The 26575-nt window shown below is 73.6% G+C and carries 24 protein-coding genes and 1 pseudogene; 13 read left to right on the top strand and 12 right to left on the bottom strand.

Features of this window, described 5'->3' with window-relative positions:
• Positions 1-73: 73 nt before the first annotated feature.
• Complete coding sequence (locus ACZ5GT_RS23165) at positions 74-1474, bottom strand: PepSY-associated TM helix domain-containing protein (protein ID WP_469028732.1); 1401 nt, start codon at positions 1472-1474, stop codon at positions 74-76.
• A 212-nt stretch (positions 1475-1686) separates the two neighbouring features.
• Here ACZ5GT_RS23165 and ACZ5GT_RS23160 point away from each other — a divergent pair, with 212 nt between their 5' ends.
• Positions 1687-2331, top strand: coding sequence for a peptide deformylase (locus tag ACZ5GT_RS23160; RefSeq protein ID WP_469028726.1), 645 nt, complete (start codon positions 1687-1689; stop codon positions 2329-2331).
• A gap of 30 nt (positions 2332-2361) precedes the next feature.
• Here the strand turns inward: ACZ5GT_RS23160 and ACZ5GT_RS23155 are convergent, their stop codons facing one another.
• Positions 2362-3780, bottom strand: coding sequence for a dihydrolipoyl dehydrogenase family protein (locus ACZ5GT_RS23155; RefSeq protein WP_469028719.1), 1419 nt, complete (start codon positions 3778-3780; stop codon positions 2362-2364).
• 123 nt (positions 3781-3903) lie between these two features.
• On the opposite strand from ACZ5GT_RS23155, the gene trxA reads away from it, so the two are divergent.
• Entirely contained in the window at positions 3904-4290 is a 387-nt protein-coding gene (gene trxA, locus ACZ5GT_RS23150) for a thioredoxin (RefSeq protein WP_469028713.1), read from the top strand.
• 121 nt (positions 4291-4411) lie between these two features.
• On the opposite strand, the gene ACZ5GT_RS23145 is transcribed toward trxA, so the two are convergent.
• Positions 4412-5458, bottom strand: coding sequence for a LacI family DNA-binding transcriptional regulator (locus tag ACZ5GT_RS23145; protein ID WP_469028707.1), 1047 nt, complete (start codon positions 5456-5458; stop codon positions 4412-4414).
• A 158-nt stretch (positions 5459-5616) separates the two neighbouring features.
• Here ACZ5GT_RS23145 and ACZ5GT_RS23140 point away from each other — a divergent pair, with 158 nt between their 5' ends.
• Positions 5617-6327: a TetR/AcrR family transcriptional regulator gene (locus ACZ5GT_RS23140; RefSeq protein ID WP_469028700.1), complete on the top strand. Its 711-nt coding sequence runs from the start codon at positions 5617-5619 to the stop codon at positions 6325-6327.
• Positions 6324-7457, top strand: a complete 1134-nt coding sequence (locus ACZ5GT_RS23135) for an FAD-dependent oxidoreductase (protein ID WP_469028694.1) — start codon at positions 6324-6326, stop codon at positions 7455-7457. The genes ACZ5GT_RS23140 and ACZ5GT_RS23135 overlap by 4 nt, the downstream gene beginning before the upstream one ends.
• Before the next feature lie 97 nt (positions 7458-7554).
• Here the strand turns inward: ACZ5GT_RS23135 and ACZ5GT_RS23130 are convergent, their stop codons facing one another.
• Positions 7555-8235 carry a TetR/AcrR family transcriptional regulator gene (locus ACZ5GT_RS23130; RefSeq protein WP_469028689.1) on the bottom strand — a complete coding sequence of 227 codons (681 nt, stop codon included), beginning with the start codon at positions 8233-8235 and terminating at the stop codon, positions 7555-7557.
• 101 nt (positions 8236-8336) lie between these two features.
• Here ACZ5GT_RS23130 and ACZ5GT_RS23125 point away from each other — a divergent pair, with 101 nt between their 5' ends.
• A complete protein-coding gene (locus tag ACZ5GT_RS23125) occupies positions 8337-8900 on the top strand; it encodes an NAD(P)H-dependent oxidoreductase (protein WP_469028684.1) in 564 nt (187 codons plus the stop codon).
• A gap of 201 nt (positions 8901-9101) precedes the next feature.
• On the opposite strand, the pseudogene ACZ5GT_RS23120 reads toward ACZ5GT_RS23125, so the two are convergent.
• A pseudogene (locus tag ACZ5GT_RS23120) lies at positions 9102-9260 on the bottom strand (LLM class F420-dependent oxidoreductase); the annotation flags it as partial.
• 178 nt (positions 9261-9438) lie between these two features.
• Between ACZ5GT_RS23120 and ACZ5GT_RS23115 the strand changes: the two are divergent.
• Positions 9439-9897 (top strand): MarR family winged helix-turn-helix transcriptional regulator, encoded by a 459-nt coding sequence (locus tag ACZ5GT_RS23115; protein WP_469028678.1) that lies wholly within the window; start codon positions 9439-9441, stop codon positions 9895-9897.
• A gap of 61 nt (positions 9898-9958) precedes the next feature.
• Here the strand turns inward: ACZ5GT_RS23115 and ACZ5GT_RS23110 are convergent, their stop codons facing one another.
• Together ACZ5GT_RS23110 and ACZ5GT_RS23105 are read right to left on the bottom strand one after the other, a co-directional pair.
• Entirely contained in the window at positions 9959-10534 is a 576-nt protein-coding gene (locus ACZ5GT_RS23110; protein WP_469028673.1) for a PadR family transcriptional regulator, read from the bottom strand.
• A 117-nt stretch (positions 10535-10651) separates the two neighbouring features.
• The gene (locus ACZ5GT_RS23105; protein WP_469028670.1) at positions 10652-12103 is read right to left on the bottom strand and encodes a hydrolase; all 1452 of its coding nucleotides are present in this window, start codon (positions 12101-12103) and stop codon (positions 10652-10654) included.
• Between the two features lie 281 nt (positions 12104-12384).
• Between ACZ5GT_RS23105 and ACZ5GT_RS23100 the strand changes: the two genes are divergently transcribed.
• Complete coding sequence (locus tag ACZ5GT_RS23100; protein ID WP_469028667.1) at positions 12385-12648, top strand: GlsB/YeaQ/YmgE family stress response membrane protein; 264 nt, start codon at positions 12385-12387, stop codon at positions 12646-12648.
• A 544-nt stretch (positions 12649-13192) separates the two neighbouring features.
• On the opposite strand, the gene ACZ5GT_RS23095 is transcribed toward ACZ5GT_RS23100, so the two are convergent.
• Together ACZ5GT_RS23095 and ACZ5GT_RS23090 are read right to left on the bottom strand one after the other, a co-directional pair.
• Entirely contained in the window at positions 13193-14113 is a 921-nt protein-coding gene (locus tag ACZ5GT_RS23095; RefSeq protein ID WP_469028662.1) for an NAD-dependent epimerase/dehydratase family protein, read from the bottom strand.
• A 58-nt stretch (positions 14114-14171) separates the two neighbouring features.
• Positions 14172-14957, bottom strand: a complete 786-nt coding sequence (locus ACZ5GT_RS23090) for a GNAT family N-acetyltransferase (RefSeq protein ID WP_469028657.1) — start codon at positions 14955-14957, stop codon at positions 14172-14174.
• Positions 14958-15282: 325 nt separating this feature from the next.
• On the opposite strand from ACZ5GT_RS23090, the gene ACZ5GT_RS23085 reads away from it, so the two are divergent.
• Positions 15283-16857 (top strand): alpha/beta hydrolase, encoded by a 1575-nt coding sequence (locus ACZ5GT_RS23085; protein WP_469028653.1) that lies wholly within the window; start codon positions 15283-15285, stop codon positions 16855-16857.
• 57 nt (positions 16858-16914) lie between these two features.
• Here ACZ5GT_RS23085 and ACZ5GT_RS23080 read toward each other — a convergent pair whose 3' ends face one another.
• Positions 16915-17340, bottom strand: coding sequence for a MarR family winged helix-turn-helix transcriptional regulator (locus ACZ5GT_RS23080; RefSeq protein WP_469028648.1), 426 nt, complete (start codon positions 17338-17340; stop codon positions 16915-16917).
• Between the two features lie 67 nt (positions 17341-17407).
• On the opposite strand from ACZ5GT_RS23080, the gene ACZ5GT_RS23075 reads away from it, so the two are divergent.
• Both ACZ5GT_RS23075 and ACZ5GT_RS23070 read left to right on the top strand, forming a co-directional pair.
• Positions 17408-17887: a PaaI family thioesterase gene (locus tag ACZ5GT_RS23075; protein WP_469028643.1), complete on the top strand. Its 480-nt coding sequence runs from the start codon at positions 17408-17410 to the stop codon at positions 17885-17887.
• An 81-nt stretch (positions 17888-17968) separates the two neighbouring features.
• Complete coding sequence (locus tag ACZ5GT_RS23070; protein ID WP_469028637.1) at positions 17969-19069, top strand: baeRF3 domain-containing protein; 1101 nt, start codon at positions 17969-17971, stop codon at positions 19067-19069.
• 39 nt (positions 19070-19108) lie between these two features.
• On the opposite strand, the gene ACZ5GT_RS23065 is transcribed toward ACZ5GT_RS23070, so the two are convergent.
• Positions 19109-19522, bottom strand: a complete 414-nt coding sequence (locus ACZ5GT_RS23065; protein ID WP_469028634.1) for an SsgA family sporulation/cell division regulator — start codon at positions 19520-19522, stop codon at positions 19109-19111.
• 418 nt (positions 19523-19940) lie between these two features.
• Here ACZ5GT_RS23065 and ACZ5GT_RS23060 point away from each other — a divergent pair, with 418 nt between their 5' ends.
• Complete coding sequence (locus ACZ5GT_RS23060) at positions 19941-21395, top strand: PP2C family protein-serine/threonine phosphatase (RefSeq protein ID WP_469028627.1); 1455 nt, start codon at positions 19941-19943, stop codon at positions 21393-21395.
• A 21-nt stretch (positions 21396-21416) separates the two neighbouring features.
• Here ACZ5GT_RS23060 and ACZ5GT_RS23055 read toward each other — a convergent pair whose 3' ends face one another.
• Positions 21417-22907, bottom strand: coding sequence for a DNA-binding protein NsdB (locus ACZ5GT_RS23055; protein WP_469028624.1), 1491 nt, complete (start codon positions 22905-22907; stop codon positions 21417-21419).
• A gap of 244 nt (positions 22908-23151) precedes the next feature.
• On the opposite strand from ACZ5GT_RS23055, the gene ACZ5GT_RS23050 reads away from it, so the two are divergent.
• A complete protein-coding gene (locus ACZ5GT_RS23050) occupies positions 23152-24291 on the top strand; it encodes an aminoglycoside phosphotransferase family protein (RefSeq protein ID WP_469028621.1) in 1140 nt (379 codons plus the stop codon).
• A gap of 307 nt (positions 24292-24598) precedes the next feature.
• Positions 24599-26569 carry an N-acetylmuramoyl-L-alanine amidase gene (locus tag ACZ5GT_RS23045; protein ID WP_469028616.1) on the top strand — a complete coding sequence of 657 codons (1971 nt, stop codon included), beginning with the start codon at positions 24599-24601 and terminating at the stop codon, positions 26567-26569.
• The last annotated feature ends 6 nt before the right edge of the window (positions 26570-26575 follow it).

The raw sequence follows: 26575 nt of genomic DNA, 5'->3' as shown, positions 1-26575 counted from the left end.
ACCGCGGGGTTGCATCCCGCGGACGGCAGGGGGGGGGGGGGGGCCGGTCCCCGGGACCCCCCCCCCACCCGTGTCAGGCGGGCGCGCCGCGCCGCCGCGCCCGCCGGTGGGCCGCCTCGCCGAGCAGCACGTCGACGGCGAGGAAGGCGGCCAGCGGAACACCGAACAGCGGCACGAACCAGCCGAGGACGGCCACGCCCGCCACCAGCGGGACGAGGAGCTGCGGCGGCACCCGCTGCCAGGCGCCGCGCGGGACCGGCCGCCCGAAGGCCCGTCCGCGGCCGCGCTGCCACCACATGCGGTAGCCCCAGACGATCAGCAGCACCAGCGCGAGCGCGAGCAGCATCAGGGCGATCTGGTTGACCGGGCCGAAGAGGACGCCGGTGTGCAGGTCGATGCCCCAGCGGGTCAGCTTCGCCAGCAGCGGGTAGTCGGCGAACCGCAGCACGTCGGTGACCTCACCGGTGACCGGGTCGACCGCGACCGAGTCCTGCTTCTCCGGCCAGCTGCGCTGCACCTGCTTGACGACGTAGGCGGAGTCCGCGTCGACGGGCGGCACGATCTCCACCGGGTCGGTCAGCCCCTTCGCCCGGGCCGCCGCCAGCACCTCGTCGAGACCGGCGCCCCGCTCCGCTCCCCCGCCCAAGACGGCGCCGCCGTGGCCGGCGTGCTCACCGCCGGCCGTCGCCGAGACGGACGGGGTGGCCTGGCCGAGCGCGGTGCGCAGCTCGGCGATGTTCGCCCCGGCGTACGTCGACCAGGTCAGGCCGGTCGCGGAGAGGAAGAGGAAGCCGGCCGCGGCCCAGACGCCGACCGTGCCGTGCAGGCCCAGCGTGCGGCGCCGTCCGGCGGTGCCGCGCACCGCGCGCAGGGCGCGACGCCGGGAGAACCACAGCACCAGCCCGCCGCCCGCGATCACCCACAGCCAGCTCGCCGCGAACTCGCTGTAGACGCGGCCGGGTTCGCCCAGGCGCAGGTCGCGGTGGAGTTCGTCGATCCAGGTCCGCAGCGGCAGCGCGCCGGTCGAGCCGTACTGTTCCAGCGCGCCGCGCACCTCGCCGGTGTACGGGTCGACGAACACGGCGAGGGTGTGGCCGGCGGCGACGCCCTCGACGCCGGACAGCAGCACCCTGGTGGTGGCGTCGGCCGCCGGGGAGGGGCGCACGGCCGAGACCGTGCCCTCCGGGTGGGCCTTGCGCGCGGCGGACACCTGGCGGGAGACGGGCAGCTTGGCCCTCCCCACCTCGGCGACGGTCAACTCGTGGGAGTACACGAGCTTTTCGGCCTGGAGGGCGCCGGCGTACAGGAAGCCGGTGACGGCGGCGACGAGCAGGAAGGGCGCCACGACGACTCCGGCGTAGAAGTGCAGGCGCAGGATCAACGGCCGTAACGGCGCGAGGAATCCGGAGGACGTCGGCGCGGGGTCGGGGTGCCGCGGGGCCTCGTCGGTGGCGGTCGGGGAAGCGGTGGGCATCGGCGGGCTCTCCGGGACGGGAAGGGGAACGGGGACAGGGGCAGGGAAAGGGGCAGGGGAAGGGGCAGGGGCGGGAGTGGCCGCGGTGATTCAGGTGACTGCGGTGGTGTCTCAGTCGTCGGGTGCGGACGGCGCCGGGTTCCCGCCGGGCGCGTGTGTCCTGCGTCACAGGACGGAACGTCCCTGCGCGGCCGTCGTGGCATGCTTGCCGGATGGCAACATCCCGTGACCGTGCGCCCCTTGCCGACCTGGTCGAGGAACTCCTCGCCGCCGGCGGCCCGCTGCCGATCGTCGCGGCGGGCGATCCGGTGCTGCGGCGCGCCGCCGAGCCCTTCGACGGCCAGCTGGATCCCGCCCTGTTGGCCCGCTTCGTGGCCGCCCTGCGCGTCACCATGCGTACGGCGCCGGGCGTCGGCCTCGCCGCGCCGCAGGTCGGGGTGGCCCTGCGGCTAGCGGTGATCGAGGACCCGGCGCCCGTGCCGCAGGAGGTGCGGCTGGCCCGCGGCCGGCTGCCGCAGCCGTTCCGGGTGCTGGTCAACCCGTCCTACGAGCCCGTCGGCCCGGCCCGTGCCGCGTTCTTCGAGGGCTGCCTGAGCGTGCCCGGCTGGCAGGCGGTGGTCGCCCGGGCGGCCGAGGTCCGGCTGCGCTGCCAGGACGAGGCCGGCCGCCCGGTGGACGAGGTGTTCACCGGCTGGCCGGCCCGGATCGTGCAGCACGAGACGGACCATCTCGACGGTGTGCTGTACCTCGACCGCGCCGAGCTGCGCTCGCTGTCGTCGAACCAGGAAATGGCGCGGCGCTGGGCACAGCCGACACCGGTCGAGGCGGCCCGGTCCCTCGGCTTCGACCTGCCGTGAGGGACCGGCCGAACGACCGTGCCCGGTGGGTCAGTTGTCGCGGTAGGCCTCCAGCAGCCGCAGCCACACCTCGCTGAGCGTCGGGTAGGACGGGACCGCGTGCCAGAGGCGGTCGACCGGGACCTGGCCGACCACGGCGACCGTCGCCGAGTGGATCAGTTCGCCGACGCCCGGGCCGACGAAGGTGACGCCGAGCAGGATCTCGCGTTCGAGGTCGACGACCATGCGGGCCCGCCCGCGGTAGCCGTCGGCGTACAGGCCGGCGCCGGCCACGGAGGAGAACTCGACGTCGACGGCGCGGACCCGGTGGCCGGCCCGTTCGGCGTCGGCCAGCGACAGGCCCACGGCCGCCGCCTCCGGGTCGGTGAAGACGACCTGGGGGACAGCGGCGTGATCGGCGGTGGCCGCGTGGGCGCCCCACGGGTCGGACTCCGGGATCGGCGTGCCGGAGGCGCGGGCCGCGATGGCGGCGCCGGCGATGCGGGCCTGGTACTTGCCCTGATGTGTGAGCAGGGCGCGGTGGTTGACATCGCCGACGGCGTACAGCCAGTCGGTGCCGGTGACCCGCAGGCTGTCGTCGACGGTCAGCCAGGAGCCGGGTTCCAGACCGACGGTTTCCAGGCCGATGTCGTCGGTGCGCGGGGCGCGGCCGGTGGCGAAGAGGATCTCGTCGGCCTCGATGCGCTCGCCGCCGTCGGTGACGACCACGACCGTGCCGTCCTGACGGGACACGGCCCGTACCGAGGTGCCGGTGCGCACGTCGACACCGGCCTCGGTGAGGGCGTCGGCGACCAGTTCGCCGGCGAAGGGCTCCATGCGGCCCAGCAGTCCCTTGCCGCGTACCAGGAGCGTGACGCGGGAGCCGAGGGCCTGCCAGGCGGTGGCCATCTCGGTGGCGACGACCCCGCCGCCGACCACGACCAGCCGGCCGGGCGCCGCCTTGGCGCTGGTGGCCTCCCGGCTGGTCCAGGGCGCCACCGCGTCGAGGCCGGGCAGGTCGGGCAGGAGGGCCCGGCTGCCGGTGCAGACGGCGACGGCCTGCCGGGCGGTGAGGACCTTGCCGCCGACGGTCACGGTGCGCGGGCCGGTCAGGCGGCCGTGGCCGCGGTAGAGGTCGGCTCCGATGCCGTCGAGCCACTGGAGCTGGCCGTCGTCCTTCCAGTGGGAGGTGTACTCGTCCCGCCGGGCGAGCACCGCGGACGCGTCGAGGGGGCCCTGGACCGCCTGGCTCAGGCCCGGCAGGCGGCGGGCGTCGGCCCGCGCGATGACCGGGCGCAGCAACGCCTTGCTGGGCATGCACGCCCAGTACGAGCACTCGCCGCCGACCAGTTCGCTCTCCACGACCGCGGTGGAGAGGCCTGCCGCACGGGTGCGGTCGGCGACGTTCTCCCCCACGGGCCCGGCTCCGAGCACCACGACGTCGTACACGAAGGTTTCCGTTTCCGTCATGGGGTCAGTCTGGTGGGTGGTGTGCCCCGTGGCCACACGGGTATGGGCGCGGAATACGCGACCGGTCGGCCGCGTTGTGCGGACGGCTTCGACCCGACCCCCCAGGAAGCAGGGATTCACGTCATGAGCAGCACCGTGGAGCTCACCAAGGAGAACTTCGACCAGACGGTCACGGACAACGAGTTCGTCCTGATCGACTTCTGGGCGTCCTGGTGCGGGCCGTGCCGTCAGTTCGCGCCGGTGTACGAGAAGGCTGCCGAGGAGAACCCGGACCTGGTGTTCGGCAAGGTGGACACCGAGGCCCAGCCGGAGCTGGCGGCCGCGTTCGGCATCCAGTCGATCCCGACGCTGATGATCGTGCGTGACCAGGTCGCCGTGTTCGCGCAGCCGGGCGCCCTGCCGGAGGCCGCCCTGACGGACGTCATCGGGCAGGCCCGCCGGCTGGACATGGACGAGGTCCGCAAGGCCGTGGCCGCGCAGCAGGCGCAGGCCGGGCAGAACGGGGAGTAGCGGCACCCCTGTTCCGGGGCGCCCCCGTTCCGGGGCGCCGCGTACGTCCGGGGCGTCGTGTCGGAGAGACACGGCGCCCCGTTTCCGTGCACCCTCCACGGGCGGTGCGGCAGCCGGGCGGTCAACTGGAGTCGCGGTGCACCACCGTGGCCCCCAGCACCTTGTGCGTCCCGGGCGCGGCGCCGGGGTCGCGCACCGCGCGGTCGACCAGTTCGGCGAGGTCGCGGCCGGACGGCAACTCGATGTGTACGGTGCTCAGGCGGGGCCGCAGCAGGCGGCCGAGCATCAGGTCGTCGGCGCCGATGACGGCCGTGTCCTCCGGGACGCGGACGCCCTCGTCCTGGAGGGCGCGCATCAGCAGCATCGCGTACTCGTCGTTGTACGCGAACACCGCGTCCAGGCCGAGGCCGCGCCAGCGGGCGGCGAGCCGGGCGGCGCTCTCCTCCGTGTAGGCGAGGGGCAGTTCGGTGACGGTGGCGGCGGTGCCGCGCAGGGCGCCGCGCACGCCGTCGAGGCGGGGCAGCGAGAAGGTCGCCAGGCCCTCCTCCTCCGGGACGACGACCCCGATACGGCGCCGGCCGCGGTCGTGCAGATGGCGGGCCGCGCAGTGGCCGACGGCCTCGTGGTCCATGAGCAGGGCGTGGGCGCCCTCGACGGACGCGGGCCCGAGAGTGACGACGGCACGGGCGCCGGAACCCTTGAGCACGGCCACGCCCTGCGGGCCGAGCCCGGCGCCGGGCACCAGGACGGCGACGGGGCGCAGTTCCGCCCAGGCGCGGGCGGCCTCGTCGCTGTGCAGGCCGACGGTGCCGTACTGCACGACCGTGTAGTCGAGGCGGCCGAGCGCCCACTGGAGTTCGTTGATGAACCGGCCGTACAGCGCGCCGACGGGGATGGCCGGGGCGGGCATCAGGACCATGCGGCTGTGTCCGGCGCGCAGGCTGCGGGCGGCCGCGTGCGGCACGTACCCCAGTTCCTTCGCGGCCTCGCGGACCCGGCGGCGCGTGGGCTCGCTGATGCGCACGGCGCTGGTGTTGTTCAGGACGTAGGAGACGGTCGCGCGCGAGACGCCGGCCAGGCGGGCCACGTCGGCACTCGTGGGCACGGAACGCGGCGTGGGTGACGGGGGCGCGGGCGTGTTCGGTATCTGCACCATGACGTACCGCATCTTGGCAGAAGCTCGGCCCGGCACTCCGAGGGGGTGAACGCGGGACCGGCCGGCCTCGGGACCGCACCGAAGCCCCACGGGACCTCATCGACGAACTTTTGGACGAACATGTTCGTGACGAACTTGTTCTGCACGAACATGTTCGTTACGGTCTTCTCATGACCGACCGCCCCGACACCCCCCGCAGCCGCCGTGAGCGCCCGGCCAAGCCCGCCCTGAGCAGGGCGGGCATCGTGGCCACGGCCGTCGCCGTGCTGCGCGCCGAGGGTCTGCAGAAGGTGACCATGCGACGTCTGGCGCAGGAGCTCGACACCGGCCCGGCCTCGCTGTACGTCTACGTCCGCAACACCGCGGAGTTGCACGCGGCCGTCCTGGACGAACTCCTCGGCACGGTCGGCCCGGCGCCGGCCGGGGGCTCGTGGCGGGACCGGCTGCGGGGCGTGCTCACCGCGTACACCGCGATGCTCCTGGAGCACCCGAGCCTCGCCCGCTCCGCGCTCACCGCCCGGCCCAGCGGGCCGAACTACCTCGATCTGATCGAGACGTTGCTGGCCCTGCTCGACGAGGGGGGTGTGCCGCCCGCGCAGGCCGCGTGGGGCGTGGACCTGCTGCTGCAGCTCGCCACCGCGACGGCCGCCGAGCACGCCGACGAGGCGTCCGAGGAGGACTGGGACGCCCTCCGCGACGCCCTGCACGGCGCCTCCGAGCAGGACCACCCGCACATCGCGGCTCTCGCCGGCCACCTGCTGTCGGGCGCCGGCCCCGAGGACCGCATGGCGTGGGGGTTCGAGGTGCTGATCGCCGGCATCGCGCGGACCGCCGTGCCCGTTCCACCGCCACACCCGGCCGACTCCGAGGAGAACTCATGACCACCCACCACCCGATCGCGATCGTCGGCGCCGGACTCGGCGGCCTCACCCTCGCCCGCGTCCTGCGTCTGCGCGGCGTCGAGGCCGCCGTCTTCGACCTGGAGCCCTCCCCCGCCACCCGCACCCAGGGCGGCATGCTCGACATCCACGACGACTCCGGCCAGGAGGCGCTGCGGGCGGCGGGCCTGCACGAGGAGTTCCGCTCCCTGGTCCACCGGGGCGGCGAGGCCATGCGGATCCTCGACAAGGACGCGGTGGTCCGCATGGACGAGCCGGACGACGGGGACGGCGAGCGCCCCGAGATCGACCGCGGCGACCTGCGCGGTCTGCTGCTCGGTTCACTGCCCGAGGGCACGGTGCGCTGGGGCGCGAAGGTCACCGGCGCGCGCCCGCTGGGCGACGGCCGACACGAGGTGACGCTCGCCGACGGCGCCGCCTTCACCACGGACCTGCTGGTGGGCGCCGACGGCGCCTGGTCGCGGATCCGGACGCTGGTCTCCGACGCGGTGCCCGTCTACTCCGGCGTGTCGTTCGTCGAGGCCGACCTGCGGGACGCGGACGCACGCCACCCGGTCGGCGCCGAGGTCGTCGGCGGCGGGCTGCTGTTCGCCCTCGGAGCCGGCAAGGGCTTCCTCGCCCACCGGGAGACCGACGGCAGCCTGCACGTGTACGCGGCGCTGCGGGTCGCCGAGGACTGGCTCGACTCGGTCGACTTCACCGACACCGCGGCCGCCAAGGCGGCCGTGCTGGAGCATTTCGCCGACTGGCACGAGAGCCTGCGGGCGCTGGTCGGCGACGCCGACGGCGCCCTGGTCCCGCGGCGGATCCACGCCCTCCCGGTCGGGCACCGCTGGGAGCGCGTCCCCGGCGTCACCCTGCTCGGCGACGCCGCGCACCTGATGTCCCCGTTCGCCGGGGAGGGGGCGAACCTGGCCATGCTCGACGGCGCGGAACTGGGCCTGGCGATCGCCGCGGCCCCGGGCGAGACCGAGGCCGCGCTCGCGGCGTACGAGGAGAGGCTGTTCCCCCGCAGCGAGAAGTCGGCCGCCGAATCGGCCGCCAACGCCGTGCTGCTGTTCCGCGACGACGCACCGCAGGGGCTGCTGGACGCGTTCGCCGTCTGGCACTGAGCCGCCGGACCAGGCGGGAAGCCGGACCAGGCGAGGGGGCCGGACCAGGCGAGGGGGCCGGACCAGGCGAGGGGGCCGGACCAGGAGGGAAGCCGGATCAGGCGGGGAGCGGGGTCTGCGTCACGCGGGCCACCAGGTCGGTCCAGCCCACCTCCAGCCGCTCCATCGGCATCCCGCGCTCCCGGGTCAGATGGTGGATCAGACCGGGGTCGAGGTACCCCATCAGCACCTGGGCGAGCACTTCGCAGTCGGCGTCCGGCACGATCTGCCGCAGCAGGACGACGACGTGCATGGAGAGCGCCTGGATCGACGGGTGCGCGTACCGCCGGTTCGGCCCCGCCTGGGCGGCCAGCCGCAGGTCCAGCTGCTCGGCCGAGCGGTACAGCACCGCCACGCCGAACGCCCGCAGCCGGTCCAGGGGCGGCGCGCCGGGGCCGAGCGGCGGCGGTCCGCCGAGGAAGTCGGCCTGCAGCTTCTTCGCGGAGTGGTCGAGCAGCGCCATCAGCAGTCCGGTGCGGTCGCCGAACCGGCGGAAGACGGTGCCCTTGCCCACGTCGGCCGCCACGGCCACCGCCTCCATGGTGACCCCGTCCACACCGTGCTCGGCGATCAGGCGGGTGGCCGCCTCCAGCAGCCGGGCACGGTTGCGCGCGGCGTCGGCCCGCAGGCACGGCTCGTCCTCGAGGGAGCTGAGCTGCAGCAACTGGGGCTCACCGGAGGGCTGGACCGACTCGGGGAAAGGCGGCGGGGCGCTGGGCATGAACACAGCGTAAAGCATGGGAACAAAACTGGACCGCGGTCCGCTTAGGGTGCTACAACAGCTAAGCGGACCCCGGTCCGCATTGCACGACCGTGACTCGCACCCCCCTTGGAGTTCCCATGTCTGTTCGCATCCTTGCCCTCGTCGGCAGCCTTCGCGCCGGGTCGCACAACCGCCAGCTCGCCGAAGCGGCCGCCAAGCTGGCCCCCGAGGGCGCCGACGTGGTGCTGTTCGAGGGCCTCGGCGACATCCCCTTCTACAACCAGGACATCGACGTCGAGGGCAGCGTCCCGGCCGCCGCCGCGGAGCTGCGCGAGGCCGCCCGGGGCGCCGACGCATTCCTGCTCTTCTCCCCCGAGTACAACGGCTCCATCCCGGCCGTCCTGAAGAACGCCATCGACTGGCTGTCGCGTCCGTACGGCGCCGGCGCCTTCGGCGGCAAGCCGGTCGCCGTGATCGGCACCGCCTTCGGCCAGTACGGCGGTGTGTGGGCGCAGGACGAGACCCGCAAGTCCGTGGGCATCGCCGGCGGCAAGGTGATCGAGGACATCAAGCTGTCCATCCCGAACTCCATCACCCGCTTCGCCGAGACCCACCCGGCCGACGACGCCGAGGTCGCCGCCCAGGTGACCGAGGTCGTCGCCCGTCTGCGGGGCCACGCGGGCGAGGCCGTCGCCGCCTGACCCGACCCCGGCCGGATCACGGGGAGGCGCGGACACCGCGGGCCTCCTCGACCCCCGCCCCGGCCACGGGTCCCCAGGGGCCGGAGCCACGCGCTCCGGCCCCTTCCCTACAGCCCCTCCCCTACGGCCTTTTCGGCGAGGCCTGATCCGCACGGCCGGTTCCGCGAGGCTCGTCCGGCGCCTTCCCCGCGCCGCCGTCGTTCAGTCCAGCTCGGCCAGGCGCCGGACCGCCGGGGCCGCGAAGCTCTCGATCCAGCCGGCCGACTGCCCGACGCGGGGGGGGAGGATCACGGTGTCGAGGCCCAGCTTCGTGTAGCCCTCCATGTCCCTCAGGAAGGCGTCGAGGTCGCCCGTGGTGGCCGGTTTCGAACGCTCTCGAAGTCAAGCGCCGCCGCGGGGGTGGACGTCCGGTCGGCGTACCGCGCAGCCTCCGCGCCGGAGACAAGTTGCATGCGCGCCCTACACGCCCAAGCCGACATTTTCACCGGTGCCCTATCCTGGAGCACAGCCAGCATCCCGGGACGGAGGACCCAGGCCCATGACCGCGACGGATCCGGCGCTCACCGCCCTCGCCCAGGGCTGGTGCGCCCTCTCGCTGCTGCACGGCAGGATCGAGGCCCACATCGAGCGCGCGCTGCAGGCCGGACACGATCTGAGCGTGCGCGAGTACTCGCTGCTGGACGTGCTGAGCCGGCAGCACGACGGCGAGGGCGGCCATCTGCAGATGAAACAGGTCGCGGACGCGGTCGTCCTCAGCCAGAGCGCGACGACCCGGCTGGTCACGCGCCTGGAGGACCGCGGCCTGCTCACCCGCTACCTCTGCCCGACCGACCGGCGCGGCATCTACACGAACGTCACCGAGGCGGGTCTCGAACTGCTGGAGCAGGCCCGCCCCACCAATGAGGCGGCGCTGCGGGAAGCCCTGGACGAGGCCGCGCGGAACCCGGAACTCGCCCCGCTCGTAACGGCGGTCGAGACGCTCCACACACCCGCCTGACGAAATGGGACGCCTTCACGTACGGCGCCCGACACCCCGGCATCGGTGAGGCGGAGCGGCCTCAGCGCAGTGCGGAGGCCCGCTGTTCGAGGCGGCGCAGGGCGGTGCGCGCCCACTCGACGTTGGCCCGCTCGAGGGCGAGGCCGCCCAGCAGGGTCAGGTAGGGGCCGATGCGTTCGGCGGTGGCGAAGTAGTCGTCCTCGCCGCGGCCGGCGAGGAGGCGTTCCTGAAGGCGCTCGTAGCGGGCGAGCTTGGCGGCGGACCGCTCCATGCGCTCGACGACGGCGGCCCGTACGGCCTCGATGTCGCCGGTGTCGCCGATGTCGACGCACTGGACCTTGACCATCAGCTCGTCCCGGATGGCGGTCGGCCGGGCGGGGACGTCGGCGACGTAGTCGCGGAGCACCGCGAGACCGGCGTCGGTGAGCGAGTAGAGCCGCTTGTTGGGACGCCGCTGCTGCTGCACGACCCGCGCGGAGACCAGCCCCTCGCTCTCCATGCGCTCCAGCTCCCGGTAGAGCTGCTGTGGGGTGGCCATCCAGAAGTTGGCGACCGAGGCCTCGAAGCCCTTCGCGAGGTCGTATCCGGATGCCTCGCCCTCCAGGAGCGCGGCCATCACAGCGTTGCGCAATGCCATTGCCCCAAATTAACACCGTGTTGATCAGCCGAGGGGCGGCCGTGGGGAGGCTGTCGGGGCGATGGTGGCCGTGGGGCCCTGGCCGGTCCTCGGCGGACCGGGCAGGGCCCCGGCGGGTCAGCTGACGTTCAGCGCGGTGTCGTCGATGACGAACGACGTCTGGAGGGTGGAGCCCTCGGTGCCGGTGAACTTCAGGGTGACGGTCTGGCCGGCGTAGCTCGCCAGGTTGAAGCTGCGCTGCGTGTAACCGCTGGCGGCGTTGAGGTTGGAGTAGGTCGCCAGGGTGCCCAGGACCGTTCCGGAGCTGTTGAGGACCTGGACCTTGAGCGTGTCGTAGGCGGTGCTGGTGGTGGTCTCCGCCGTGTCGACGTGCAGGTAGAAGCTCAGGGTCGCGGTGGTGCAGCCGGAGGGGACGGTGACCGACTGGGAGAGGGTGTCGGTGTTGGCGGAGCCGTAGCCGTTGAGCCAGGCGTAGTAGGAGCCCGTACGGGCCGACTCGCCGGTGGAGTTGGTGATGACGCCACTGGTGCCGCTCCACGTGGTGGCACCCGACTCGAAGCCGTTGTTGCCGAGCAGCTGGGCGGCGGTGCAGGTGGTGGAGCCACCGCCACCGCCACTGCTGGTGCCGGTGCCGGACAGCCAGGCGGTGGCGTTCAGGGCGAGCGCCGCGTTGGTCGCGCCGGAGTCGTTCCAGCCGTCATAGAGGGTGTTGCCGGACTGGCCGGTGCCGTCGTCGATGGGCGAGCTGTCGCCCCAGAAGGCGACTCGGCCGCTGCCGAAGGTGCTGGTGGCGAAGAACGCGCCGGTGTTGCCGGAGTAACCGGTACGGTACAGCAGGCCCTTGACGGAGGAGTTGTCCGACGGCTTCAGGGTGGCGGTGGTGCCGCTGGCGATCAGGCTCTTGGTGACGGTGCCGAAGGAGCCGTGCAGCACGGGGTCGGTGCTGTCGCTGATGGCCGTCGGGTAGTCGGAGCTGATGCTGAGCGAGTCGATGGAGAAGCCGAACGGGTCGGTGGAGTCGACGCTGTTGTTGGTCATCAGGTCGTTGAAGATCTCGACCGCGTCGTAGCCGTCGTTGTTGCGGTCGGCGCCGGTGTGGTCGGAGATCATGAACAGCCCGCCGCCGTTCTTGACGAAGTTCATGATCGCCGTCTTCTCGGCGGTGGTGAAGAGGGTGTTGGGCTCCGGCAGGACCAGCGTGTCGAAGTTCGACAGGTCGGTGGTGGAGGAGCCGCCGTAGCTGAGGCTGGAGCCCGACGGGAGGGTCTTCTGGCTGTAGCTGCCGGTCTTCTGCAGCGCGACGCCCCAGGAGGACAGCGCGCCGGTCCAGTCCGTCTCGGCGGACGGGGAGGAGTTCTGGCCGAGCGGGTCGGGCTGGCTGGTGGAGATGATCCAGTCGGCGTTGCCGGCCGTCTCGGCGTGGGCGTTGTCGAACAGGATGCGGTGGGTGGTGGCCGCGTGGGCGGGGGTGGCGGTGGCCGTCGCCTGCACGGCGGCGCCCGCGGTGAGCAGGCCGAGCGCGGCGAGGGCGGTGGTGAGTCTGTGGCGGAACCTGCTGTGTCCGAGCATCCGGCATACCTCCGTGGGGAGTCGGGGACGAAGCGGTGCGGGGGCCGGAACTACGCGCGTAGACGCTGGGCACGTCTGCGCGCGTAGAAATCGGGTCGCACGGCACCCGCGCGACCGATCGGTTGAACGGTACATGGCAATCCGAGGGGTGAACAGGCGCCATGGGAATGCTGCGCCCCAAGATTGACCCGGCGTTGGCCGGCGGTTGAACTCGAGCGGACTGTACGGGGTGCGAGGGGGCATGAGGACTGTGCGGGGACCTTGAAGTAATGGGGTGGAAAATGGAGATCTCCGGCATCATCAGTGCCATCGTGATCGGCATCGTCATCGGCGTCCTGGGTCGGCTCGTGCTGCCCGGCCGCCAGCGCGTCGGCATCCTGCTGACGATCCTCGTCGGCATCGTGGCCGCGCTGATCGGGTCCGCCATCGCGAACGCCCTCGACGTCGCCGACACGAACGGCGTGGACTGGATCGAGTGGCTCATCCAGATCGGCCTGGCCGCACTGGGCATCGCCGCCCTGGACCGGTCGCGGGTACACCGCTGACGGCACCGGGCCCGTTTACCCGGCCCCGGCCGCACCGCTCGCCGGTCGGCACCGGACAGCCGCACCGGGGCACCCGCACCGGGACACCCACACGGAGAGGCGGCCGGAACCGGGCACCCGGCGGGACGGCGGCCAAGGTTCGCGTGCGCCCGGCGGGACAGCGGCCGAGGCTCACGGGCGCCTTGCGGAGAGGCCGCCCGGCCCCGGAGGCGCCCGCGGGGGCGGAGCCGTCGGTCTTCCGGGGCGGCCCGGACCCGGACCCGCCGACCGGAGCCCCCTCGGCGGTCGGCGGGCCCGCCGCCTCCACCCTGTGCGCCGGAACGTCGGGGATCGCCATGCCGGCGCCTCGAGAGGCGGTCCCCCGGGCGACGGCGCGTGCCCCATCATGCGGATTGCACGGCGTGTGGTTGCACGGCGTGCGGCACGGACCCCCATCCGAACCGCGTGCGGCGCGGCCCCATCCGAGCCGCGTACGGCGCGGCCCCCCGTCCGCCCGGTCGCGCCGTCCTCGGCTGCCCGCCGTTCGACCCCCGTCGGCCGGCCCTCAGCCGGCCTGGGCGAGGGCCGCCAGACCCTCACGCGGAGACGGGTGGACGGGGCTCCAGCCCAGTTCCCGCTCCGCCTTGGCCGTGGAGACCCGCAGGTTCGTCGACATCACGGCGTGCGCGTACGACATCGGCCGCATCAGCCACAGCGGCACCTTCACCGGCCTGGGCAGCCCGAACCGCTCCGCCACGCACAGGAGATGAGCGCGGAACCCGAGCGGGGTGCGGTCCGCGACGTGGTACGCCTGACCGGGGCGGCCGCGTTCCACCGCCGCCACCACCGCGCGCGCCGCGTCGGTGAGCTCCACCCACGGCAGGACCCGGCCGTGGTCGTCGGGGACGGGCAACTGCCGCTTGCGCAGCAACGGCAGCAGGGCATCGGTGCCGCCGGGCCCGTAGAACAGGCCGAAGCGGAGGGCGACACCCTCAAGACCGGGCGCCGAGAGGGTGAGTTGTTCCTTGACGCGCATGCCTTCGAGGTGCCGTTCCAGTTCCGGCGTGGTGCCGCGGGGTCCGAAGACGTCGTCCTCGGTGAGGGGGCGGTCGCCGAAGTCCCCATAGCCGTGACCGAAGACCATGGACTCGCTCACGAAACGGCGGGCGCCCGTGGCCTGCGCGGCCTCGACGAGGTGGGCGGTGCCCTCGGTGCGCAGCGCGTCGGTGGCGTACATGTCGCGGTGCCGCACGGGCGACTTGCGCAGGGCCGTCGCCGCGTGGATCACGGTGTCGAAGTGCCGTCCGTCGACCGCGCGCAGCAGGGCGTCGCGGTCCAGCAGGTCGGCGCGGACGCCGTTAGCGGGCCCCCGCCCGAGTCCGGTCACCTCGTGGCCCGCCTCGGTCAGGGCGCGGGTGATGTGCCGGCCGAGGACGCCGCTCGCGCCGGCGAGGAGGATGCGCTGGTTCGTTCCGTTCGTCGTCATGCCCCTGCGACGGACCGGACGGCCGCGGATGTGACATCCCCGGCAGTACGCGCCCACGTCAGGCGGCGGGCGGTGTGTACGTGTACGGGGTGGTCGTGGTCAGCGGCTCGAAGCCGAGGCGTTCCAGAACGGGGCGGCTCCGGGCGGAGGCGTCGACCTGGAGGTAGCGGTATCCGCGCTCGACGGCGGCCCGGGCCCGGTGGGCGACCAGGGCCCGGTAGACACCTCGCCCGCGCCACTCCTCGACGGTGCCGCCGCCCCACAGACCCGCGAACCGGGTGCCGGGCACCAACTCCATGCGGGCGGCGCTCACCGGCTCGTCACCGGCCAGCGCCACGACGGCGACGAGCGTGTCCGGGGCGGCCGTGAGCCGGGCGAGCAACCGGTGGCGCGTCCGGGAGCCGTCGCCGCCGAAGACCTTCCGGTGCACGTCCGCCGCGAGACCGACGCCCGCCGCGTCGGTGACGGGCAGCAGCCGGATCCCCGCGGGCGGCCCGGCGTCGAGGTCGAGGTCCGCCGCTTCGGCGACCATCAGCGTCTCCTCCGGCAGGGGCACGAACCCGGCGCCCTCCAGCCGCCGGCCGAGGTCCACCGGCAGGTCGTGCCCGTACAGCTTCCACTCGCACGGGCGCCTCAGGCGGGTGAAGTACGCGAGCTGTCCGGCGATCGCCGCGTCCGCGTCCGCGGCGTCCAGCCCGGACCAGACGACGCCGTTCCAGCCCTGCGCCGGGGCGACCTGGCGGACGACGGCGCCGACCCGCTCCACGCGGGCGTCCGGGCCGTCCGGCCGGGCGCCTTCGCGCATGTCACGGTCGTAGAGCGCGAGTACCGAGGAACGATCCATACGGTCACCCCAGCATCGAGGGGTGTACGGCGGCAACGGCTTTACGCGGGCACCGCGCCCTCGCCGGCCTCCGGCCGGACCGCGGCAGGGCAGGCACGCGCGGCGGGCCGCGGTTGCGGGCGGGGCAGGCGCGGGCGGCCGGTCGCCATTGCGGCGTGGGGACACGCCCGGTCACCCGTCGGCGCCGACGTCCGTCGGGTGGGTGGGGAGGCTCCGCAGGACAGCCGGGGCCGGGACGTCCGTCCGGAGGCGGGGCCCGTGGCGTCCACTTATCGTGAGCGAGGGGCGCCGTTCCACCGGTCCGCGACGGTCCCTGGAGGCATGGATGCTGGCCAAGCTGTCGAGGCGGTCCGCCGTCCCGCGCTGCGCGCTCACCGGCGCCGTCGGCCTGGCCCTGCTCGGCGCGGGACTGCCCACGGCGGCCTCCGGCCGCCCCGGCCCCGACCTGACCCGGTTCTACGCCCAGAAGGTCGCCTGGTCCCGGTGCGACGGACCGGACATGCCCACGGACCTGCAGTGCGGCAAGGTCACCGTGCCCCTCGACTACGCCAGGCCCCGGGCGGGGACGCTCGACCTGGCCCTCGCCCGCTACCGGGCGACGGGGAAGAAACACGGCTCGGTCGTACTGAACTTCGGCGGCCCGGGCGGCGCGGGCGTCAACGAACTCGCCGCCGGAGCGAAGGAGTTCATGGGGCTGACGAACGGTTACAACGTCGTGGCCTTCGACCCGCGCGGCGTCGGCAGGTCCTCGCCGGTCAGCTGCGGCAACGGCTCCGAGGAAGCCGCGGCCGCACTCGACGCGGACACGGACGTCAGCGATCCGAAGGCCGGGCTTGAGCTGCTGCGGAAGGCCGCCGCCGCATGCGCCCGCAACTCGGGGCCCGTGCTGCGCCACATCGGCACGGTGAACGCCTCCCGCGACCTGGACGTGATACGCCAGGCCGTCGGCGACGAGAAGCTCAACTACCTCGGCTTCTCCTACGGCACCCGGCTCGGCGCGGTGTACGCCGCGCAGTTCCCCGACAAAGTGGGGCGATTGGTCCTCGACGGTGTCGACACGCTGACCGAGCCGCTGGCCGAGCAGGGGGTGGCGGGCGCCGAGGGGCAGCAGCGGGCCCTGGAGGACTTCGTCACCTGGTGCACGAAGGACGTCGCCTGCCCCTTCGGGCACGATCCGCGCGCCGCCCGTGAGCAGGTGGTGCGGCTGGTCCGGTCGCTGGACGAGAACCCGGTGCCGATGGGCCTCGGCGGCCGCTTCACCGGGCAGGATCTCGCGGGCGCCATCGGCCAGGCCCTCTACAGCAGACGGCTCTGGCCCTCCCTGGAGCGCGCGCTCGCCGATCTGCTGGAGGACGGGGACACCCGCGCGGTCATGGGCTTCGCCTCCGCCGGGACGGCCGTGCCCGCCCGGAAGGCCCACCACAGCGGGCTGGTCGACGAGGAGGACGTGCCCGTCGACAACCTCCCGGCGGCACTGATGGCGGTCAACTGCGCGGACGACCCCGACCGCCCGACCGCCGGCCGGATCACCCGGGACCTCGGCCGGCTGCGTGCCCGGTACGAGGAGGCGTCGCCGGTGTTCGGCCGCTACCGGCTCACCGAGGTGCTGATGTGCTACGGCCGCCCCAAGGGCACCGACTTCATCCGCGACGAGGTGCGCGACGTCCGGACCCCGAAGATGCTCCTGGTCGGCACGCGGGGCGACCCGGCGACGCCGTACCGCTGGACGGTGGAGACGGCGCAGCGGCTCGGCTCCTCGGCCGTCGTGCTGGACAACAGGGGTGAGGGGCACACCGGTTACGGCTCCGCCAAGTGCGTGCACCGCAAGGTCGACGCGTTCCTGCTGTACGGCTCCCTGCCGGCCGACGGCAGTTCCTGCGGCTCGGACGACGACGACTGAGGACGACGGCTCAGGACGACGGCTGAGGAACCGCGGTCACTCGCCGAGGGGTGGGTGTCAGGGCTCCCAGTGCGCGAGACGGTCCAGGGCGCCGGCGGTCTCGAGGAAACCGTCGTCGCCGAGCAGGTCCCGCAGTTCGGTGTTGAAGCGGTCGATCTCCGGTCGCGCGGCCCGCAGGGCGGCGTGCCCGCGGTCGCTCAGCTCCAGCACCACGGCCCGGTGTTCGCGGGGATGCGCCCGCTTGTTCAGCAGGCCCGCCGCGGTGAGCCGCCCGACGAGTCCGGTGACGGCGGATTCGCGCAGGCCGAGGGTGCGGGCGAGTTCCTGCTGGGTGATGCCGGGCCGGTCGTGGACCGCGAACAGCGCGCCGAGCTGGGCGGTGGTGACCCCGGCGGCCGCGAGACAGCGCCGGTCCGCCGTGGTGCGCAGCCGGTGGGCCGCCCGCTGCAGCAGGAAGAACAGGCGCTGGTCGGGCTCGGACATGGGCCGATCTTGACAGACCCGGCCGGACCGCGCCACCCTCACTTCACTGGTGAAGTGAGGAGCCCCCGTGTCCGGAACCCTCGGTCTGGAACCGGCCCGCGAGACGCTCGCGGCCCAGCCCTTCAGCGCGCTGCTCGGCGCCCGCCTGACGGCGTTCGGCGAGGGCGAGGCGACGCTCGAACTGGACATCCGCGAGGAGTTGTTGCAGCAGTACGGCTTCGTCCACGGCGGAGTGCTCGCGTACGCGGCCGACAACGCGCTGACCTTCGCGGCGGGGTCGGTCGCCGGCAGCGGACTGATCACCGCCGGGTTCACCATCGACTACCTGCGGCCGGCCACCGGCGAGATCCTGCGCGCCCACGCCCGGGTGGTGCGGGCCGGGCGGACCCGCGTCGTGTGCCGGTGCGACCTGAGCACGACCGACGCGGCGGGCGCCGAGACGCTGTGCGCCGTGGCCCAGGGGACCGTGTCGGTGACCGGCCCCGCGGACCGCCCCGCCGCGGACCGGCCTGAGAAGGGCCGTCCCGACGCGTCGGCAGACCGGTAGACCAGCAGACCCGAAGGCTTGACCGTTTCACCATTTACGCCCCCTGATGCCCGATTCGCGAAACGGTCCTATCGTGCTGTCATGGAGCACGAGCTGAGCCCCACGTCCCTGTCCGAGCTGCGACGCCCCCGCCCCTATCCGGCCGTGTCCGTGCTGACGCCCACGCATCGCCGACGCGGACCGGTGGACGCCCGGGACCGGGTCCGGCTGCGCAACGCCGTGGCCGAGGCCAGGAGGCAGCTGGAATCCGATCCCGCGGTCACCCGGGAACGGCGCACCGATGTGACGCACCAGCTCGACCTGGCGCTGTCCGAGGTGGACCTGTCGCGCGCCGAGGACGGTCTGGCGATCTTCGCCGCCCCGGGAGAGCACCAGGTGTGGGCGCTCGCCCGCTCCGTGCCGGAGCGGGTGGTGCTGTCGGACACCTTCCTGACCCGCAACCTCGTCTCCGCGCACGCCGCGGCACGCCCGTTCTGGGTGCTGTCGGTCTCCCCCGACCGCGTCACGCTGTGGAGCGGCGGCGTCAACCGCGTCGTGGAGCACCGGGACGACGGCTTCCCGCTGACCAGACGCCCGGAGAACTTCGACGCCGAGCGGCAGGAGCAGATCGGCGACATGCCGAGCACCTACCGCGACGAGGACACCCGCCACTTCCTGCGCGAGGCCGACGCCGCCATGGGCAGGCTGCTGCGCGAGCAGCCGCGGCCGCTGTACGTCACCGGCGAACCGGCCGCCCTGGCGGTCCTGGACGAGGCCGGCGGCGTGGTCAAGGAGGCCGTGCACGCCCCGCACGGGGGTCTGGCGCACGGCAGCCCGGACGCCGTGTGGCAGGCCGTGCGGCCGATCGTCGCCGAGAACGAGCGCCGGAGCACCGACGCGCTGGCCGGGGAGCTGGTGGCGGCGCGGGGCCGCAAGGCGTTCGCGGCCGGTGTCGACGAGGTGTGGCAGAACGCGCGCGAGGGCCGGGTACGCCTGCTCGTCGTCGAGGAGGACTACCGCGTGACGGTGCGCGACACCGACGGCGACCACCTGGTTCCCGCCGCGAGCGGCGACCTGGACGCCCGTGAGGACATCGTGGACGAGATCGTGGAGAAGTGCCTGGAGACCGGCGCGGAGGTCCGCTTCGTGCCGGACGGCACCCTGGGCGACGCCGCGGGGATCGCCGGGGTGCTGCGGTACTGAGGTCACGCCCGGGCGGGGCCGGGTGGGGCCGGCCCCGCCTCAGACGTTGCCGAACAACGCGCTCAGCCCACGGTCGACGGCCTCGCCGACGTCCTCCTGGCCGGCCGCCACGACGGCGTACGTGCGCAGCAGGAACCGGCTCAGGGCGGGCGTGTCGAACTGCAGCAGGGCCAGACCGTACGGCGAGTGCAGCTCCAGCACGGTGCGGGCCCGGCCGCACGGCCACAGGTGCACGTCCCCGCCGCCCGCCGGCCCGTACAGCCCCTCCTCCAGGAGGCTGCGGGCGAAGGTCCAGGTGACCCCCGTGCCGTCCAGGGAGACCTCGGGCGGGAAGTCGACGTGCACCGCGAGCGGGTCCCCGGAGGTGTAGCGGAGCGTGGCCGGGACGGGGAGTTCCAGCTCGTCCGCGGTGATCAGGCGACCGCGGGCGGGCTGTTCGAGGGTGATGTCCATGGATCGGTCTCCCCTGCGGGTCGGAGGTCGGCCGGATGGCCGTGTGGTGTTACGACCTCGCAGGTGCCGTTTGCATTACATCCAGGAGCACACCAATTGATGTGACCTCCGTCACTCCGGACTCGGTGACCGCCCGGTCAGGCGGCCGCCCGTCGAACGCACACCCACCGGACAACCCTTTGAACACCCGTACGATCCACGCGCCGGTCCATCAAGTCTCGTACCGCGCCTACGACTTGACCTGCCGTCCGGGTACGCGACCGGGGCCGCCGGACCGCCCGCGAAGACTGTGGCATATGCCAGAAGCACCACCGGATCGGGTGTTGCCAAATCCCTTACAGCGCGTCGCGGGCTGTGCAACAGTCGTAACGGTCCCTCCGCCAGTCCCGGCCGTACCGTCCCCGCATCGGAGTGCGTCATGCCGTCCCATCTCTCCGCGGACCGCCCCGCCGCCCAGCCGCCCGGACGCGGCTCGGTGGACGCGCTCATCTCGCGGACGCGGCGGCTCAAGGGAGACGTGGACGCCGTACGACGGGACACCCACGGGGACGGATCGGACCCGCAGGACCGCTGGCAGCGAGCGCTGTGCGACCTGGCGCTGCACCAACTGGACGATCTCGGAGTCCACTTGGCGCAACTGCGGGACGGCCACCCGGCCGCCGAGCCCGAGCCGTCGGCCGCCGTGCCGCCCGCGCCCGATGGCGGCGGCTCGCTGCTCAGCAGGGTGGGCAGCGCGGAGTGGAACCTGCTGACGGACGAGGCCGGCTGGTCGGCGGAGCTGTACCGGATCCTGGGCCGCGACCCCGCCGCTCCCCCGCTCACCCTCGACGAGCTGCCCTCCCTGGTGCTCGACGAGGACCGGCCGAAGCTGACCGCGATGGTGACCGAGTGCCTCGTCGACGGCAGGCCCATCGACGGCGAGTTCCGCGTGGTGCACCCGGACGGCGAGGTACGCACCGTGCACATGATGGGCGAGCCGGTGCTCGACACCGACGGCGGCACGGCCTCGATGTGGGCCGTCCTGCGCGACGTCAGTGCACTGCGCCGCCGCCGGCGTGCGGTGAGCGAGACCCGTGACTCGCTCCGGCACCACCGGCAGCGCGAGCAGACCGAGCACCGGCTTGCGGTCGAGCTGCAGGAAGCCGTGCTGCCGCCGTGGCGCGGCTCCCTGCGGCTCCCGCGCCGAGGGCCCGAGACCCTGGACCTGGCCGCCCACCACCTGCCCTCCGCGGCCGGCGCCCCGATCGGCGGCGACTGGTACGACGCACTGGAACTGCCCTGCGAAGAGACGCTGTTGAGCGTGGGCGGCCTGATCGGGCACGGCGTCGCCGTGGCCTCGGGCATGGCCACGCTGCTCGGCGCGGTACGCGGGATGGCCGTGGCCGGCACCGCGCCAGGCCGGCTGATGTCCTGCCTCAACCAGTTGCTCGACGCCACCGTCCAGCCCGCCCTGGGCAGCGCCGTCTGCTGCCGCTACCGGCCGGAGACCCGCACCCTGACCTGGGCGCAGGCAGGACACCCCGCCCCGCTGCTGTACCGCGGCGGGACGGGGCGCAGGCTGCCGGCACCGCACGGCGTCCCGCTCGGCGCGACCTCGGGTGCCGTCTACGGGCAGGCCGAGGAGACCCTCGAGGTGGGCGACGTGCTCCTGCTGTACACCGGCGGGCTGGTGCCCGGGCACGGCGGGTCCCCCCGCGCGGGCGAAGCCGGGAGCGCGGAAGGAACGGCGGCCCCGGACCCGCTGCTCGGCCTGGCCCCCCGGTTCGCCGAGGCCCGCACCGCACAGGACTGCGTGCGGCTGGTCGTGACGGAGTTCGGCGAGAGCGAGCGCGACGACGACGCGTGCGTGCTCGTGGCCAGGGTGCTCAGGTGACCGGAGGCGGCGCCGGTCCCCCTACGCCCGGGCGCTGTCACCCCCCTTCGCCTGCTTCGGCAGCGCCAGCCGGATCTCCTCCCGCAGCTCGTTGACCTTCGGGTAGCCGGAGTACTGGGCGGTGAGTCGGTACATCTGACGCAGCCGGTCCCACGTGCGGTGGGAGGAGTTGGACCCCATCGACATCAGCGCCAGGCGCGCGTACCGGTCCGCCTGTTCGGGATCGTCCGCGATGAAGCAGGCGGAGGCCATCGACAGGAAGTCGAAGATCTTCGACCGCTGCCGCCCGTCCACCCGCAGGGCCAGGGCCTTCTCCGCGTAGTGCTGCGCGTGCACGGCCGCCGAGGGATCGGACTCCGCCAGCGTGCGGTAGGCCAGGGCCTGCATGCCGTACAGGTCCTCCTCCTTGAACATCTGCATCCAGCTCGGCGGCGGCACGTCGCCCTTGTCGGAGACGAAGAGGTCCTCCGCCTGCCCGAGGGTGCGGCGCATCGCCTGGCCCTTGCCCATCGAGGCCTGTGCCCAGGCCTCGATGGTGAAGAGCATCGCCTTGGTGCGGGGCAGCACCTCGTCGCCGGAGCCGGCCTTGGCCAGCTTCATCAGATCCAGTGCGTCGTCGGGCCGGCCCAGGTGGACCATCTGGCGGGCCGCCCGGGACAGTGCCTCCCCGGCGCGCGGCCGGTCACCGCCCTCTCTCGCCGCGTGGGCGGCGATGACGAAGTACTTCTGGGCCGTGGGCTCCAGGCCGACGTCGTGCGACATCCAGCCCGCGAGGACGGCCAGGTTGGCGGCGACGCCCCACAGGCGCCGCTGGAGATGGTCGGGGTGACGGTAGGCGAGCATGCCGCCCACCTCGTTGAGCTGGCCCACGACCGCCTTGCGTTGCAGCCCGCCGCCGCGAGCCGCGTCCCAGGCCCGGAACACCTCGACCGAGCCCTCCAGTTCCTCGATCTCCTGCGACCCGATGGGGGCGGCCTCGTAACGGTCGTACCCAGCGGGGTCGGCGTGCAGGGGATGGTCGGATCGGGGGGCGTCGGCCCTGAGGGCCGGATCGGTGCGGAGCCAGTCGTACATGGCGTCGCTGAGTGCTGATCCCGCGGCGAGCGCGGCACCCGCGCCCACCAAGCCGCGTCGGTTGAGCATGAGGTCCATTCCCGTGAATTCGGTGAGGACCTCGGCGGTCCGTTCGGGCGCCCACGGCACTCCGTCGGGATGTTCCGCGCTCCCGCCGTGCTGCCGTTTACCCGCACGCCCGTGCCGGACCAGACCGAGGTCCTCGATGGTCACGACACGGCCGAGACGCTCGGTGAACAGGGCCGCCAGCACCCGCGGTACCGGATCGCGCGGGATCTCTCCCATGTCGATCCAACGCCGCACCCGGGAGGTGTCGGTCGCCAGCTGGGGGTGGCCCGTGGCCGCCGCCTGCCGGTTGACCAGCCTCGCGAGTTCGCCCTTGGACCAGCCGGCCAAGCCGAACAGGTCCGCCAGACGGGTGTTGGGTTGTCCGCTCACGTCAAGCCCCCAGGTTCTCGGCTGAGTTGACAGTAGCCCCGGCAGACATGCCGGGCGACTATTCGCCAGGGTTCGCCAGGGTGCGCCAGATGGTGTGCCACTGCGCATCGGGTGTCAGGTAGGAACGCGCCATCCCGACCCGGCGGCCACCCGGTTGTACGGACTCATTCCCCAGGGTGTGTCCGGGCCGCCGGGCCGGGCGGCGCGCAGACGTCGCAGGCACACGAAGGGACCTGTCCAGCACATGTACGCAGCATCGTCCTCCGTGTCCGCCCCGCCCCGGCCGCTGCTCCCCCGCCCGGGGGCCGGCGGCCCCTACCTCGCCCCCGCCGCGCGCCAGGCGGCTCCCGTGCTCGGCGCGGGCCGGACGCGGCGCGCCCCGGGGATCGGCGCCCAACCGCTCAGCGGGAGACTCGACTTGTCCGGCCCCCAGGGCGCCCAGCTGCGCTCGGCGATCGCGTCGGTGCACCGGATCTGCCCGGAGTTCGCCCCGGTCCAGGTGCTGCGCCGCAGCGGGCGGTCCCTGCTCCTGGTCGGCACGACCGGACGCAGCACGGCGGTCGCCAAGTGCTTACTGGACCACTCACCCACCTGGGCGGAGCGGATCCATCACGAAATAGCGTCATACCGCTCGTTCGTCCGGAACCGCCCACCGGTGCGCGTACCGAGACTGATCGCGGCGGACCCGGACAACTGCATCCTGGTGATCGAGCGGATGCCGGGGCGGGCGGCGGCGCTCCAGCGGCACCCGGCGGAGGCCCCGCCGCGCGCGGACATCAGGGCCGCGCTCGGCGCGGTCTGCCGGCTGAACGCCTGGAGGCCCCCGGCGGGCGTCTTCGACGCCCCGCTCGACTACGCGGACCGCATCACCCGGTACCACGAGCTGGGGCTGCTGACCGACCGGGACATGGGCGACCTGCAGAAGCTGCTGCACGGCATCGCCCACGCGGCGGGCCGGCAGGGCATGGGCCAGTTCTGCCACGGGGACGCCCTGCTGTCGAACATCCTGCTCTCCCCGGCCGGCCCGGTGCTGGTGGACTGGGAGCGCGCGGGCTGGTACCTGCCGGGGTACGACCTGGCGACGCTGTGGTCGGTCCTCGGCGACGCCCCGGTGGCCCGCCGCCAGATCAGCCAGCTCGCGCAGTCCGCCGGACCGGCCTCCCGCGACGCGTTCCTGGTGAACCTGATGCTCGTGCTGACCCGCGAGATCCGGACCTACGAGACGGCCGTGCAGCGGTCGATGCACGAGGCGGCCCCGGCACCGACGGCGGCCCACCCCGGCGCCGTTGCGTCCGGCGAGGAACAGCGGCTTGTCCTCAGGCGGCTGCACGACGACTGCCAGCTGGCCCGGCGGGCCGTCCGGGCGGCGGTCGGCACCCGCTGAAACGGGGCGGAGGCCCGTAGCGCACCCCCGGAAAGCGCCCGGAGGCCCGCAGCGCACCCCTGGAAGGCACCCGGGGGGGCGCTGCGGGCCTCCGCTCGCGCAGGGCGCCTCGCACCGGCCATTGGTCTATGCCACTGACGCCCCGCAGGCCCGCGAGCCACGCCCGCGAAACCTCGCCATCCTTGTGTTGACATGCCAAATCCCCTGCCTCTGTGAATGATTGACGGATCGTCGGGCCAACGGGTACCACTGACGGACCGCTGGGCCCCGCACGCCCCGCCACGCCCGTCCTTCCCAGGAGGCCGCATTGCGAGGATCCGCCCCCGCCCCCATACCCGCGCCCGGTCACCGACGCGCCCGCACCACCGCGGGCGCGCTCGCGTGCGCGGCGCTGCTGCTCCCGTTGCTGGGCGCGGCCCCGCCCCAGGCGCAGCCCTCAGCGGACCGGCTGCAACAGGCGTTCGCGGACGCGTCCGCCGAGTACCACGTCCCGCAGAGCGTGCTGCTGGCCGTCTCCTACCTGCAGTCGCGCTGGGACGCCCACGACGGGGCGCCGAGCGTGACCGGCGGCTACGGCCCCATGCACCTCACCGACGCCCGCACCGCCCTCGCCGGGGCCCCGCACCACAGCGAGGGCACCGAGGACGCCCGCGGCGACAGCGCCCGCCCGGCCCTGCACCCCGGCACCGAGGTGCCCGCGGACTCCGAACTCCCGGCCCGCCTGAAGACGTTGCCGAAGGCGGCCGAGCTGACCGGCATCCCGGCCCAGGAGCTGCGCACCGACGAGGAGGCCAACGTGGCCGGCGGCGCCGCGCTGCTGGCCGCCGCTCAGCGGGACCTCGGCGAGCCGCTCAGCGACGACCCGGCCGACTGGTACGGGGCGGTGGCCCGCTTCTCGGGCGCGGACGACACGGCGACCGCCGCGGCGTACGCGAACGACGTGTACGCCGTGCTGCGCACCGGCGAGGAGCGCACCACCGACGCCGGGCAGCGGGTCGTGCTCGCCGCCCGGCCCGGCGTGGCCCCCGACACCGCGCAGCTCGGCGAGACGGGTCTGCGCACGGTGTCCGCCGACGGCACCGAGTGCCCGAAGTCGGTGTCCTGCGAGTGGATCCCGGCGCCGTACGAGGAGTTCGGAGACGGCGACTACGGCAACCACGACCTGGGCGACCGGCCCGCCTCGCAGAGCATCAGGTACCTCGTCATCCACGACACCGAGGGCTCCTGGGACGGCGTGCTGAACCTGGTGCAGGACCCGACGTACGTGTCGTGGAACTACACGCTGCGCTCCACGGACGGTCACATCGCCCAGCACGTGAAGGCGAAGGACGTGGCCTGGCACGCGGGCAATTGGTACGTCAACGCCAAGTCGATCGGCCTGGAGCACGAGGGCTTCCTCGCCTCGCCGGACGCCTGGTACACGGAGGCGATGTACCGGTCGTCGGCGCGGCTGGTGCGCTACCTCGCGGCGAAGTACCGCATCCCGCTGGACCGGCAGCACATCCTCGGCCACGACAACGTGCCCGGCCCGACCACGTCGACCGTCCCCGGCATGCACACCGACCCGGGCCCGTACTGGGACTGGCGGCACTACTTCGCGCTGCTCGGGCACCCCTTCAGGCCCACCGCCGGCAAGGGCGGCGGCCTGGTGACGATCCTGCCCGACTACGCGGCCAACCAGCCGGTGTACACCGGCTGCGTCACCAAGGGCGAGCCCTGCGCGGCGCACGGCTCCAGCGAGGTGCGGCTGTACTCCGACCACGACGAGAACTCCGCGCTGATCAAGGACGTGGGCCTGCACAAGGGCGCCGACTCCACCATCGACGTCAACGACGTGGGCTCACGGGTCTCCACCGGCCAGCAGTACGCGGTCGCGGACCACTACGGCGACTGGACGGCGATCTGGTACCTCGGCCAGAAGGCCTGGTTCCGGAACCCGCGGCAGAACCCGACGGCGGTTCCGGCCTCGGGCCTGGTCGTGATGCCCAAGGACGGCGTGGACAGCGTTCCGGTGTACGGGCGCGCCTACCCGGAGGCGTCGGCCTACCCGGCGGGGGTGCCCGCGCAGGCGGTCTCGCCGCTGCCGTACACCCTGCCTCAGGGGCAGCGGTACGTGGTCGGTGACGAGGTGCCGGGCGAGTACTACTACGCCGTCACCTACACCACCGACTCCCACCGGGTGGTGGCCGGCGAGGACCTGTACTACGAGATCCAGTTCGGGCACCGGGTGGCGTTCGTGCGCGCCGCCGACGTGCGGGTCGTGCCGGCCGGTTCGTAGCCCGGG

The sequence above is a fragment of the Streptomyces sp. NPDC031340 genome (assembly GCF_055569945.1).
The sequence above is the reverse complement of the archived record's forward strand: the minus strand, read 5'-3'. Positions and strand labels throughout refer to the sequence as shown.

Excerpts from the sequence above, each read along its gene's own strand:
- ACZ5GT_RS23155 (WP_469028719.1), bottom strand. The coding sequence starts at position 3,780 with ATGACGGAAACGGAAACCTTCGTGTACGACGTCGTGGTGCTCGGAGCC.
- trxA (WP_469028713.1), top strand. The coding sequence starts at position 3,904 with ATGAGCAGCACCGTGGAGCTCACCAAGGAGAACTTCGACCAGACGGTC.
- ACZ5GT_RS23105 (WP_469028670.1), bottom strand. The coding sequence starts at position 12,103 with ATGCTCGGACACAGCAGGTTCCGCCACAGACTCACCACCGCCCTCGCC.
- ACZ5GT_RS23140 (WP_469028700.1), top strand. The coding sequence starts at position 5,617 with ATGACCGACCGCCCCGACACCCCCCGCAGCCGCCGTGAGCGCCCGGCC.
- ACZ5GT_RS23095 (WP_469028662.1), bottom strand. The coding sequence starts at position 14,113 with ATGACGACGAACGGAACGAACCAGCGCATCCTCCTCGCCGGCGCGAGC.
- ACZ5GT_RS23085 (WP_469028653.1), top strand. The coding sequence starts at position 15,283 with ATGCTGGCCAAGCTGTCGAGGCGGTCCGCCGTCCCGCGCTGCGCGCTC.
- ACZ5GT_RS23070 (WP_469028637.1), top strand. The coding sequence starts at position 17,969 with ATGGAGCACGAGCTGAGCCCCACGTCCCTGTCCGAGCTGCGACGCCCC.
- ACZ5GT_RS23080 (WP_469028648.1), bottom strand. The coding sequence starts at position 17,340 with ATGTCCGAGCCCGACCAGCGCCTGTTCTTCCTGCTGCAGCGGGCGGCC.
- ACZ5GT_RS23145 (WP_469028707.1), bottom strand. The coding sequence starts at position 5,458 with ATGCGGTACGTCATGGTGCAGATACCGAACACGCCCGCGCCCCCGTCA.
- ACZ5GT_RS23125 (WP_469028684.1), top strand. The coding sequence starts at position 8,337 with ATGTCTGTTCGCATCCTTGCCCTCGTCGGCAGCCTTCGCGCCGGGTCG.
- ACZ5GT_RS23110 (WP_469028673.1), bottom strand. The coding sequence starts at position 10,534 with ATGGCATTGCGCAACGCTGTGATGGCCGCGCTCCTGGAGGGCGAGGCA.
- ACZ5GT_RS23050 (WP_469028621.1), top strand. The coding sequence starts at position 23,152 with ATGTACGCAGCATCGTCCTCCGTGTCCGCCCCGCCCCGGCCGCTGCTC.
- ACZ5GT_RS23060 (WP_469028627.1), top strand. The coding sequence starts at position 19,941 with ATGCCGTCCCATCTCTCCGCGGACCGCCCCGCCGCCCAGCCGCCCGGA.
- ACZ5GT_RS23165 (WP_469028732.1), bottom strand. The coding sequence starts at position 1,474 with ATGCCCACCGCTTCCCCGACCGCCACCGACGAGGCCCCGCGGCACCCC.
- ACZ5GT_RS23115 (WP_469028678.1), top strand. The coding sequence starts at position 9,439 with ATGACCGCGACGGATCCGGCGCTCACCGCCCTCGCCCAGGGCTGGTGC.
- ACZ5GT_RS23090 (WP_469028657.1), bottom strand. The coding sequence starts at position 14,957 with ATGGATCGTTCCTCGGTACTCGCGCTCTACGACCGTGACATGCGCGAA.
- ACZ5GT_RS23065 (WP_469028634.1), bottom strand. The coding sequence starts at position 19,522 with ATGGACATCACCCTCGAACAGCCCGCCCGCGGTCGCCTGATCACCGCG.
- ACZ5GT_RS23160 (WP_469028726.1), top strand. The coding sequence starts at position 1,687 with ATGGCAACATCCCGTGACCGTGCGCCCCTTGCCGACCTGGTCGAGGAA.
- ACZ5GT_RS23100 (WP_469028667.1), top strand. The coding sequence starts at position 12,385 with ATGGAGATCTCCGGCATCATCAGTGCCATCGTGATCGGCATCGTCATC.
- ACZ5GT_RS23135 (WP_469028694.1), top strand. The coding sequence starts at position 6,324 with ATGACCACCCACCACCCGATCGCGATCGTCGGCGCCGGACTCGGCGGC.
- ACZ5GT_RS23130 (WP_469028689.1), bottom strand. The coding sequence starts at position 8,235 with ATGCTTTACGCTGTGTTCATGCCCAGCGCCCCGCCGCCTTTCCCCGAG.